This window comes from Streptomyces sp. NPDC059695 (assembly GCF_042733785.1).
Lineage (GTDB): Bacteria > Actinomycetota > Actinomycetes > Streptomycetales > Streptomycetaceae > Streptomyces.
Window position 1 is genome coordinate 46,321 of sequence record NZ_JBHWFF010000040.1, and the last position, 10,908, is coordinate 57,228.

Genomic DNA, 10,908 nt, shown 5'->3' on the forward strand with positions numbered 1-10,908 from the left:
TCTTATCGGCGTGTCTCGTGGCGCGGCTGGGTGCGCGCGGTTGCTGGTGTGTTGTGTGTTTTTGTGGGGGGGGGGGGGGGTGGGGGGGGGGGGGGGGGGCCCCCCCCCCCCCCCCCCCTTCCGTCGTCCCGGGTCCCGCCGCCTCAGCGCAGGGGCAGCAGCATGATGATGTCGTCGCGCTCGTCCCCGGGGGCGACCCGGATGGCGTCGGGGACGCGGCCGACCTCCTTGTATCCCGACCGGGCGTAGAAGCCGTCGACGCCGGTGCCGCCTCGGCAGGTCAGCCGGATCGCCTCGACCGCCTCGAAGCCCGGGGCGGTGCGGGCGGTGCGCTCGACGGCCGCCATGAGGTCGAGGCCGTAGCCCTTCCCCTGGTGCCGGGGGTGGACCATCACCGTGTAGAGCCACACCCAGTGGGTCATCAGCGGGTGGCTGTTGAAGGTGAAGAAGGCGGTGGCGGCGACCCGGCCGTCCTCGTCGCGGCCGACGAGCAGGCGGGTGCCGCCCTCGGTCATCGCGACGAGGTGCCTGAGCAGCGCGGGGCGTATCTCGTCGGGGGTCACCGGGGGGACGAAGCCGACGGCGCCGCCGGCGTTGGAGACGTCGGCCCAGAGGGAGAGCACACCGTCGCGCAGGGCCGGGTCGACGGCCGGGTCCACCTCGAACGTAAGGGTCATAGAGCTAATCTATCCATTACTTTCGAGGTGCTCAAGAGGCCCGGTCCCGGGTCGCCCGCCGCCGCGTGCTTCACTGGAGGACGCTCGTCCCTCAGGGGAACTTTGGGATCTTTCGGAACGGAAGAGTGGACTGACATGCTCCGCTACACGCTGATGCGGCTCGGGATCTTCGCCGGGTGCTTCCTCGCCCTGTGGGGTCTCGTCTACGCCGGCGTGCTGCCGCGCGGCCTGGGCGACTCGAACCTGCTCTGGGTGCTCGTCCTCTCCATCGTCATCTCCGCCCCGCTGAGCTTCGTCCTCCTGCGCAAGGTGCGTGACCAGGCGAGTGCCGAGATCGTGGCGAAGGTCGACCGCGCGAAGGGCCGGCTGGACGCGAACCGGACCCAGGAGGACGCGCTGTAGCCGTGTAGGGGCCGCGTAAGCTTCCTCACAGACGTCCACCCCGGGCCGAGCCTTCCAAGGCTCCGGCCTGGGGTGTTCTGCGTTTCGGAGGCGGAAGGACGCCCCGGTGACCCAAAGAATGGCTTTGAGGTTCTCAAAGTTCAAGTGTTAACGTGTTCGACATGAAGACAGCAGTGCGCCCCTCTCATGCCGCGAGCACCCCGCTCGTGGCGCGCCTGCACGTCGATCTCTGCCGCTGTATGTCCGCGGTCTGTTGCCGCGCGCTCTGATCCGGCATCATGCAGCGGCCCGCGCCCGAGCGCGTGTGTGCCGCACCCCCGTCCCCGTATTCCCCGATACGCACCTGTGGAGTGTGTCTGTGTCCGCGTCCGCGTCCGCGTCCGAGACGAAGTCCCCGGCTTCCTCGCGCATACCCAAGGTCCCCTTCTGGGCCCAGATCATCGTCGGTCTGGTCCTCGGCGCCCTGCTCGGCTGGGTCGCCCGCAGCCAGGACGTCTCCTGGCTCAAGGAGACCCTCGGCCAGATCGGCGACATCTTCGTCCAGCTGCTCAAGCTGGCCGTCGCACCGCTCGTCTTCTTCGCGATCCTGGTCTCGATCACCAACCTGCGGAAGGTGAACAACGCCGCCCGGCTCGCCACCCGCACCCTGCTCTGGTTCATGATCACCTCGCTGATCGCGGTCGCCATCGGCCTCGCCATCGGCCTGATCACCAACCCGGGCGCCGGCACCGGCCTCACCCCGCAGGACGGCAAGCTGCCGAAGCGCGAGGGCTCCTGGATCGACTTCCTCACGGGCATCATCCCGACGGACGTCATCACGCCCTTCACCGAGCTGAACGTCCTCCAGATCGTCTTCATGGCCGCCGTCGCCGGCATCGCCGCCCTCAAGCTCGGCGACCGCGCCAAGCCGATCCTCACGCTCTCCGAGTCGGTCCTGGAGCTCCTCCAGAAGGCCCTGTGGTGGGTCATCCGCCTCGCCCCGCTCGGCACCGTCGGCCTCATCGGCTTCGCCATCGCCGACTACGGCTGGGACCTCATCGGCAAGTACGCGACCTTCACCGCCGACATCTACGTCGGCTGCGCCCTGGTCCTCTTCGGCGTCTACCCGCTGCTGCTCGCCACGGTCGCCAAGGTCAACCCGCTCCAGTTCTACAAGGGCGCCTGGCCGGCCATCCAGCTGGCCTTCGTCTCCCGCTCCTCGGTCGGCACCATGCCGGTCACCCAGAAGGTCACCGAGCGCCTCGGCGTCCCGAAGGAGTACGCCTCCTTCGCCGTCCCGTTCGGCGCCACCACCAAGATGGACGGCTGCGCCGCGATCTACCCGGCGCTCGCCGCGATCTTCATCGCGCAGATCTTCGACGTGCAGCTCGGCATCGGCGACTACCTGCTGATCGCCTTCGTCTCGGTCATCGGCTCGGCGGCCACCGCCGGCCTCACCGGCGCGACGGTCATGCTCACCCTGACCCTCTCCACCCTGGGCCTCCCCCTGGAGGGCGTCGGCCTCCTCATGGCGATCGACCCGATCCTGGACATGATGCGCACGGCCACCAACGTGGCGGGCCAGGCTCTGATCCCGGTCATCGTGTCCGCCCGCGAGAAGATCCTCGACCACACCGCGTACGAGAACGCCTCGTCCTCCCCGATCGACGACCTGGTCGAGATCGGCGAGACGGACCAGAAGGTCGCGGTCACGGCCGCCGCCTGACCCCCCCCGCACCGGCATCCGCGCCCCCTGCCCCCTCCGGGCAGGGGGCGCGTACGCTTTCGCGGGGCGTCCAGAGGATCTTGGAAGCAGGGGTGGGCCGTCATGGCCGGTGGGGAGAAGGCGCGGCGGTTGCCGCGGGCCGTGCGGGAGCGGCAGATGGTGGACGCGGCCGTGCGGTGCTTCGCGCGGCAGGGGTACCAGGCGGCGTCCATGGACGGGATCGCCGAGCTCGCCGGGGTCTCCAAGCCGCTGGTCTATCTGTACCTGGGCTCCAAGGAGGAGCTGTTCACCCGTGTCATCCGGCGGGAGGCCGGGGCGCTGCTCGCGGCCGTCGCCGCCGGGGTCGGGGGGCCGGAGGTGCCGCCCGACGAGCGGCTCTGGGCGGGGCTGCTCGCCTTCTTCACGTACGCCGCCGAGCACCCGGACTCGTGGGTGGTGCTGAGCCGGCAGGCGCGGACGCAGGGGGAGCCGTTCGCCGGGGAGGCGGCGCGGATGCGCGACGAGATCGTGGGCTTCGTGGCCGGTCTCATCGGGGAGGCCGCGGCGGACGTGGGCATCTCCTCGCGGGACGTCGACGCGCTCGCGCAGGCGCTGGTGGGCGCGGCCGAGTCGCTGGCCGGCTGGGCGAACGAGACCCCCGGGGTGACGGCCAAGGAGGCCGCCGCGACGCTGATGAACTTCGCCTGGGCCGGGCTCGGAAACCTCATGAAAAGCGAGCGCTGGTCTCCCCGTTGAGCCTTACCGCGCAGTAAGGTTACCGGCTAGTCAAGGCTGTTGACGCACCGTAGCGCGCAACGTACCGACGCACGACCTCAGTTCATCGCGCAGACCGAGGAGCCGCACGTGTCCGTCGTCACCGCCGCATCAGGGGCCGAGCCGGTCGAGCCGCACAAGGTGGTGGTGGACGGGCGGGTGCGGGAGGTCTCCGTACCCCCGCTCGTCCCCCGGGTGGCCCGCGGCTCGCTCGCCGACCTGCCCTACGACAACGCCCGGCAGGACCCCGAAGCCGTCCTCTTCTCCCGCAAGGACGGGCACGGGGTCTGGCAGGACGTCACCGCCGCACGGTTCGCCGCCGAGGTGCACTCCGTCGCCAAGGGCCTCATCGCCTCCGGCCTGCGCCCCGGCGACCGGCTCGCCCTCATGGCCCGCACCACCTACGAGTGGACCCTGATCGACTTCGCGGCCTGGGCGGCCGGGCTCGTCACCGTCCCCGTCTACCCCACCTCCTCCGCCTTCCAGACCCGCTGGATCCTCGAGGACTCCGGGGCCGCGGCCTGTGTCGTCGAGGACCCGGAGCAGGCGCGGATCGTCTCGGCCGAGCGGCGGCAGCTGCCCGGCCTCGCCCACCTCTGGGTCCTCGGCACCGGCGCCGTCGACCAGCTCCGCAGGGCGGGCGCGCGGGTCGCCGACGAGGCCGTCACCGCCCGCCGGGGGCTGCTCACCCCGGCGGCCCTCGCCACCCTCATCTACACCTCCGGCACCACCGGCCGGCCGAAGGGCTGCGCCCTCACGCACGCCAACTTCTTCGCCGAGGTCGACAACGCCGTCCGGCTCCTCCACCCCGTCTTCGTCTCGGAGAGCAAGGAGCCCGCCGCCACCCTCCTCTTCCTGCCGCTCTCCCACGTCTTCGGGCGGATGGTCTCCGTCGGCTGCGTCCGGGCCCGCGTCCGGGTCGGGCACGCGCCCTCCGTCGAGGGCGAGGAGCTCCTCGCCGACCTGGCCGCCTTCCGGCCCACGTTCCTCCTCGCCATCCCGTACGTCCTGGAGAAGGTCTTCAACAAGGCCCGCGCCACCGCCGAGCGGGGCGGGAAGGCCGCCGCCTTCGACCGGGCCGCGCGGGTCGCCCGCCGGTACGGGCAGGAGGCCTCGCCCTCGCTCGTCCTGCGGACCGCGCGGGCGCTCTACGACCCGCTCGTCTACCGGCGGATCCGGGCCGCGCTCGGGGGCCGGGTGAGGTACGTGATCTGCGGCGGCTCCCCGCTCGGCGCCCGGCTCGCCGCGTTCTTCGCGGGCGCGGGCGTCGAGGTCTTCGAGGGGTACGGCCTGACGGAGACCACGGCCGCCTCGACGGTCACCCCGCCCCGCCGGCCGCGCACCGGGACCGTCGGCTGGCCGCTGCCGGGCACGGCCGTCCGGATCGCCGACGACGGCGAGGTCTGGCTCAGGGGCGCGCACGTCTTCGCCGGGTACTGGGACGCGCGGCGCGGGGTGGCCCTGCCGTACACCGACGCCGGCTGGTTCCCCACCGGGGACCTGGGCTCGCTCGACGCGGAGGGCTATCTGCGGATCACCGGACGGAAGAAGGACATCCTCATCACGTCGGCGGGCAAGAACGTCGCCCCGGCGCCGCTGGAGGACTGGCTGCGGGCCCATCCGCTGGTCGGCCAGTGCATGGTGGTCGGCGACGACCGCCCGTACGTCACGGCCCTGGTCACCCTGGACCACGAGGGCCTGACGCACTGGCGGCGGATGCGGCGCAAGGACCATCTGGCGCTCTGGGAGCTGGCCCGGGACCCGGAACTGCTGGCCGCGCTCCAGCGGGGCGTGGACGACGCGAACCGGCTGGTCTCGCGGGCCGAGTCGATCCGGGCGTTCCGGGTCCTGAACACCGAGTTCTCGGAGTCCTCCGGGCATCTGACGCCGTCCCTGAAGCTGAAACGGCGCGCGGTGCTGCGGGACTTCGCCCGGGACATCGAGGAGATGTACGGCCCCGGGGCCGAATAGGGCTCAGGGCCAGAGGAGTTCGCGGGTCCACTCCCCGGCCGCCGTGCGGCGGTAGCGGAGGCGGATGTGGCGGCGGCGCCCGTCGCCCTGGAAGAACTCGACCTCGGCCGGTTCGACGACGTACAGGGTCCAGGTGGGGGCGGGGGCGTCCGGTTCCGCCTCGGCCCGGTGCCAGGCCGCCTCGCTCGCCTCGGCGAGGGTGCCGGGGGAGTCGAGGACCTCGCTCTGCCGGCCGACGAGCGCCGCGGCGAGGGCGCCGGTGGTGCGGGCGTGGAGGTCCTCGTACGCCTCCTCGGGGGTGCCGGTGGTGACGTGGCCCCGGATCCGGACCTGGCGCCCCTGGACCGGCCAGTAGAAGCCGAGCGCGGCCTCGGGGCGGGCGGCGAGCTGGCGGCCCTTGGTGCTGGTGGCGTGCGAGGCGAAGTGCCAGCCCCGCGCGTCCGCGTCGTGCAGCATCACCGTGCGGACGTCGGGCCTGCCGTCCTCGTCCGCGGTGGCCAGGGAGGGGGTGTGCGGCTCGGTCTGGCCGGCCGCGACCGCCGCCGTGAACCAGTCGTGGAAGAGCGGGAGCGGCTCGGGCGGGGCGCTCGCCGGGTCGAAGGACGGGAGCTCCGTGTCCCAGACCCGGAGGGAGTGGAGGGCGCGGTGGAAGTCGGTCATGCGGCCACGGTAGGGCGTGCGGTGGTGCCGGCGGCGGCGGGTGCCGCGTAGTCGACGAGCGGGACCGCGCGGGCCGCCGACTGGATGTCGTCGCGGATCTTCTTCGCGATGAGGTTCTTCCAGGGGGTCTTCGGCAGCGTCCGGACCATGAACATGCGCAGCTTGATCTTCCACCGGGAGGCGACGGTCATCTCCTTGACGAAGCCCTCGGCCATCTTCTGGTTCTGCTCGACGCCGGGCCGCATGTGCCGCTCGTAGCGGGCGAAGGCCACGGTGTGGTCGCCGCCGGCGCGGGCCAGTTCGCCCGCCAGGACGTAGGCGCCGGTGAGGGCGAGTCCGGTGCCCTGGCCGGAGGCGGGGGAGGCGCAGTGGGCGGCGTCGCCGAGGAGGACGACGCGGCCGCGGGACCAGCGGTCCATCTCGACGAGGGCGATGGAGTCGAGGTAGAAGTCGTCGGCCTCGGCGGCGTGTCCGAGGAGCCGGGGGATCTCCCAGCCGTCGCCGGTGAAGCGGTCGGTGAGGGCGCGCTTCTGGGCGGTGACGTCCCGGGGGTCGTGGGGGAGTTCGGGCGAGGAGAAGACGAAGAGGTTCTTGGCGTCGGTCTCGCCGGAGGAGCTGTAGACGCAGACCAGCTTCCCGGGGAGCGCGTGGTAGGTCTCCCAGCGGTCCAGGCCGAGGTGGTTGGGAGCGGTGAAGATGGAGATGTACGCGCCGAGGTGGCGCTTGTACCGCTCCTCGGGGCCGAAGGCGAGCTTCCGGGTGTTCGAGTGGAGCCCGTCGGCGCCGACGACCAGGTCGAAGCGGCGGACGGTGCCGCTCTCGAAGGTGACGGTGACGCCGTGGGCGTCCTCGTCCAGGGCGGCGATCGAGTCGCCGAAGACGTACTCGACGTCCTCGCGGGTGCGGTCGTACAGGATGCGGGCGAGTTCGCCGCGCATGATCTCGTCGTCCTCCTCGACCCGGCCGCCGAAGATGTCGGCGGGCAGTTCGCCGATGGTGCGGCCGGCGTCGTCGACGTAGGAGCCGCCGCGCATGTCGGTGGAGCGGGCGCGGATCTCGTCGAGGATCCCCATCCGCCGGCAGACCTCGATCGCGGTGCCCCGGATGTCCACCTTGTAGCCGCCGGTGCGGAGTTCGGGGGCGCGTTCGACGACGGTGGGGGCGAAGCCGTAGCGGTGCAGCCAGAGGGCGAGGGCGGGGCCGGCGACCGAGGCGCCGGAGATCAGGACGGTCTTGGCGGCGGTGGGCGTCGTGGTGCTCATGGCAGGACTCCTTGTCGGGTGTCTGCGGGCCGTTCCCCTGCCCGCGGACATGACTATACGGATGTCCTACACGCTTGTCTATGACGCTTGTATAGATCTCTTCGGTGGCCGGTCGTCCACCGCCCGGCACCGGTGCCCCCGAGGGGCCGGCCCGTCAGTCGCGGCCCAGCACCACCGTCCCCGAGGAGCAGAACCAGCCCCCCGTCCCCGAGGCCACGGCCAGTTCCGGCAGGGAGCCGTCCGCCCGGCGCACCTGGAGCCCCGGCGCCTCCCCGCGCAGCTGCCGGACCGCCTCCACCAGCAGGAACAGGCCCCGCATCCCCGGATGGCAGGCCGAGAGCCCGCCGCCGTCCGTGTTCACCGGCAGCCCGTCCTTCTCCTGGACGAACGCCCCGCCCTCGCCCTTCGCGCAGAAGCCCAGGTCCTCCAGGGTCACCAGCGTCATGTAGGTGAAGGCGTCGTAGATCTCGGCCACGTCGATGTCCGCGGGCCGGACGCCCGCCCGCTCGAAGGCCAGCCGGCCGCTGACGGCCGCCGGGGAGACCGTGAAGTCCTCCCACTCGGACATCGTGGTGTGCGAGACGTGCTCGCCCGTCCCGAGCACCCACACCGGGGCCGTGCGGCAGTCCTGGACGTACTCCTCGGCCACCATCAGCACCGCGCAGCCGCCGTCGCTGCGGATGCAGCAGTGCAGCTTGGTGAACGGGTCCGCGATCATCGGCCCGGCCAGGACGTCGTCGACGGTGACCGGCTCGCGGAACATCGCCTCCGGGTTCAGCGCCGCGTTCGCCCGCGCCCGGACGGCCACCTCCGCCAGCTGCTCCAGGGTCGTGCCGTACTCGTGCATGTGGCGGCGGGCGGCCATCGCGTACTTGGCGATGAGGGTGTGCCCGTACGGCACCTCGAACTGGAGCGGGCCGCGCGAGCCGAACGAGAGGTTCGCCGTGCGGCGGCGGGCCCGGATGTCGGCGCGGGCGGTGGAGCCGTACACGAGCAGGACCGCGTTCGCGTGCCCCGCGGCGATCGCGTCGGCGGCGTGCGCGGCCATGACCTCCCAGGTGGCGCCGCCGACGGCGGTCGAGTCCACCCAGCGGGGGCGCAGGCCCAGGTACTCGGCGACCTCGACCGGGGCGAGCGTGCCGAGGCCCGCGGAGGCCAGGCCGTCGATCAGGGAGCGGTCGAGGCCGCTGTCCGCGAGGGCACGCCGGGCGGCCTGGGCGTGCAGGGCGTACGGGGTGGCCTCGTCGACCCGGCCGCAGTCGGAGAGGGAGACGCCGACGACGGCGACGCGGCGGGGGCTGCGCGTGGTGGTGGGCATGAATCTGACGGTACATCAGATTTGTTGAATCGGGACCGGCGCTTCTCTGGGCAACCGGCCCCGCCCCGCCCTAGCATGACGCACCGTCAGATACGGAGGGAGCTCCATGGACGCCGCCGATGCCGCTGCGCTCGACGCCCCGCTAGCGCAACCGCCCACCGCCCCGCCGACGGGACCGCCCACCGCCCCGGCGGGGGATCCGAGCACCGCCCGGCCCGCCGCCGCGACGGGGGAGCCGCCCACCGCCCCGACGGGGGAGCCGCCCACCGCCCCGGCGGGGGAGCCCCTCGCCGCCCCGGCCCAGCCGCCGCCCACTCCCGGGCCGGCCGCCCCGCTCGCCGAGGAGCAGGAGTTCCGCCGCCCCCTGCGCGACCTGCTCGCCGAACGGGCCGGGCCCCACGTCCGCCGCGCGGCCACCGCGGGACCCGAGGGCTACGACACCGCGCTCTGGGCGCGCATGGCCGACGCCCTCCGCCTCGCCGGACTCACCCTCCCCACGGAGTACGGAGGCGCCGGCCACGGCCCCGCCGCGCTCGCCCTCGCCTGCGAGGAGACCGGCCGCGCCCTCGCCCCCTCCCCGCTCCTCGCCACCACCGTCCTCGCCGCACCGCTCCTCGCCGCCCTCGGCACCCCCGCCCAGCGCTCCGCACTCCTGCCGCGCGTCGCCGACGGCAGCCTCACCTGCGCCCTCGCCGTCCCCGCCGGCATCGCCCACGCCCTCGGCCTCACCGGCGACAACACCGCCGGACACTGGTCCGGCGGAGGCCGGGCCGGCGGCATCCAGGCGACGCGTGCGGCGGACGGCGGCTGGCGCCTCTACGGCGAGGCCACCCGGGTCATCGACGGACACAGCGCCGGACTGCTCCTCGTCGCCGCCCACGCCGGAGGCTTCGCCCGCAGCCGGACGCTCCTCCTCCTCGTCCCCGCGGACGCCTCCGGGCTCGTACGGACCCGGGAACCGTCCCTCGACCCCACCCGCAACCAGGCCACGGTCCAGTTCCGGGACACCGCCGCCGAACTCCTCGGCGACGAATCCGCCGACGTCCTCGGGGCGCTCGCCGCCACCGGCCGCACCGCCGCCGTGATGCTGGCCGCCGAGGCGGTCGGTGCCGCCGCGGCCGCCCTCGACCGCGCCGCCGGGCACCTCGGCGGGCGCGCGCCGTCCGTCCCGTCCTCCGCCGGCTCCCGCCACGCCGCCCGGCACCGCCTCGCCGAGCTGCACGTCCAGGTCGAGGCGGCCCGCGCGCTGACCTACTGCGCGGCCCGCGAACCCGGCCCGGGGCCCGACGGCGGACCCCTCGCCCTCGCCCACGCCCTGGAGGCCCTGCGCGCCACCGCGGGGGAGGTCCTCCAGTTCCACGGCGCCGACCCGAGGGACGACCTCTCCTTCAAGCGGGCCGCCTCCGACGAACTGCTCTTCGGCCCCGCCCGGCGGCTGCGCGCCCGGGCCGCGGAGCGCACCGGACTCTTCGGAGAGGAGGCGGCGTAGATGCCCGCCGGACGGAAGCTCGTGCAGAAGGTGTCCTCGACCCGGACCTTCGCCAGGGTCGCCCCCCACGTCATCCCGGCCATGGACCGGGCCGTGCACCGGCTGACCAGGGGGAAGGTGCTGCTCAGCGCGCGGATGCTGCCCGGGGTGATCCTCACCGCCAGGGGAGCGAGGAGCGGGCAGCCGCGGGTCACGCCGCTGGCCTGCATGCCGGAGGGGGAGGGCCGCTGGCTGCTCGTCGGCTCCAACTTCGGCCGTCCGGGGCATCCCGCCTGGACGGCGAACCTGCTCGCCCATCCGGACGTCGAGGTCAACTGGCGGGGCGAGGACGTACCCGTACGGGCGGAACTGCTCGCGGGGGAGGAGCGGGCGGAGGCCTGGCGCGCGGCGCTGGAGTTCTGGCCGCCCTACGCCACGTACCAGGCCCGGATCGAGCGCGAGATCCGGCTCTTCCGGCTGACCCGGAGGTGAGCCGGGCGGGTACGGAGGTGAGCCGGGCGGGTATGGAGGTGAGCCGGGCGGTACGGGGGTGAGTCGGGCGGTACGGGGGTGAGCCGGGCGGCGGAGGTCCGTTCCCGGACGCGGGGCGGCCCGGGCCCCGGACACGGCGACGCCCCCCGCCGGGCGGGGGGGGGGGGGGCCCCCCCCCCCGGGGCCACCGGCCGGGTGGG

At 73.6% G+C, this 10,908-nt stretch carries 10 protein-coding genes; 6 read left to right on the top strand and 4 right to left on the bottom strand.

The annotated features are described in order from the left end of the window. Positions 1 to 143: 143 nt before the first annotated feature. The gene (locus tag ACFV2S_RS33090) at positions 144 to 677 is read right to left on the bottom strand and encodes a GNAT family N-acetyltransferase (RefSeq protein WP_385567835.1); all 534 of its coding nucleotides are present in this window, start codon (positions 675 to 677) and stop codon (positions 144 to 146) included. A gap of 135 nt (positions 678 to 812) precedes the next feature. On the opposite strand from ACFV2S_RS33090, the gene ACFV2S_RS33095 reads away from it, so the two are divergent. From ACFV2S_RS33095 to ACFV2S_RS33110, 4 genes are all read left to right on the top strand, one after another. After that, on the top strand, positions 813 to 1,079 hold the full coding sequence (locus ACFV2S_RS33095) for a DUF4229 domain-containing protein (RefSeq protein WP_383786901.1): 267 nt from the start codon (positions 813 to 815) through the stop codon (positions 1,077 to 1,079). 358 nt (positions 1,080 to 1,437) lie between these two features. Continuing rightward, positions 1,438 to 2,784, top strand: coding sequence for a dicarboxylate/amino acid:cation symporter (locus ACFV2S_RS33100; RefSeq protein WP_385567840.1), 1,347 nt, complete (start codon positions 1,438 to 1,440; stop codon positions 2,782 to 2,784). Positions 2,785 to 2,886: 102 nt separating this feature from the next. Continuing rightward, a complete protein-coding gene (locus ACFV2S_RS33105; RefSeq protein ID WP_385567843.1) occupies positions 2,887 to 3,519 on the top strand; it encodes a TetR/AcrR family transcriptional regulator in 633 nt (210 codons plus the stop codon). 108 nt (positions 3,520 to 3,627) lie between these two features. After that, positions 3,628 to 5,508 (top strand): AMP-dependent synthetase/ligase, encoded by a 1,881-nt coding sequence (locus tag ACFV2S_RS33110; protein WP_385567846.1) that lies wholly within the window; start codon positions 3,628 to 3,630, stop codon positions 5,506 to 5,508. A gap of 3 nt (positions 5,509 to 5,511) precedes the next feature. Here ACFV2S_RS33110 and ACFV2S_RS33115 read toward each other — a convergent pair whose 3' ends face one another. The 3 genes from ACFV2S_RS33115 to ACFV2S_RS33125 form a co-directional block, all read right to left on the bottom strand. Then, a complete protein-coding gene (locus ACFV2S_RS33115) occupies positions 5,512 to 6,168 on the bottom strand; it encodes a pyridoxal 5'-phosphate synthase (RefSeq protein ID WP_385567849.1) in 657 nt (218 codons plus the stop codon). Further along, the gene (locus tag ACFV2S_RS33120) at positions 6,165 to 7,430 is read right to left on the bottom strand and encodes an FAD-dependent monooxygenase (RefSeq protein WP_385567852.1); all 1,266 of its coding nucleotides are present in this window, start codon (positions 7,428 to 7,430) and stop codon (positions 6,165 to 6,167) included. Before ACFV2S_RS33120 ends, ACFV2S_RS33115 begins: the two co-directional genes overlap by 4 nt. Positions 7,431 to 7,584: 154 nt before the next feature. Next, positions 7,585 to 8,748 carry an acetyl-CoA acetyltransferase gene (locus ACFV2S_RS33125; protein ID WP_385567856.1) on the bottom strand — a complete coding sequence of 388 codons (1,164 nt, stop codon included), beginning with the start codon at positions 8,746 to 8,748 and terminating at the stop codon, positions 7,585 to 7,587. 106 nt (positions 8,749 to 8,854) lie between these two features. Here ACFV2S_RS33125 and ACFV2S_RS33130 point away from each other — a divergent pair, with 106 nt between their 5' ends. Both ACFV2S_RS33130 and ACFV2S_RS33135 read left to right on the top strand, forming a co-directional pair. Beyond that, the gene (locus ACFV2S_RS33130) at positions 8,855 to 10,237 is read left to right on the top strand and encodes an acyl-CoA dehydrogenase family protein (RefSeq protein ID WP_385567860.1); all 1,383 of its coding nucleotides are present in this window, start codon (positions 8,855 to 8,857) and stop codon (positions 10,235 to 10,237) included. Then, complete coding sequence (locus tag ACFV2S_RS33135) at positions 10,238 to 10,708, top strand: nitroreductase family deazaflavin-dependent oxidoreductase (protein WP_385567865.1); 471 nt, start codon at positions 10,238 to 10,240, stop codon at positions 10,706 to 10,708. The last annotated feature ends 200 nt before the right edge of the window (positions 10,709 to 10,908 follow it).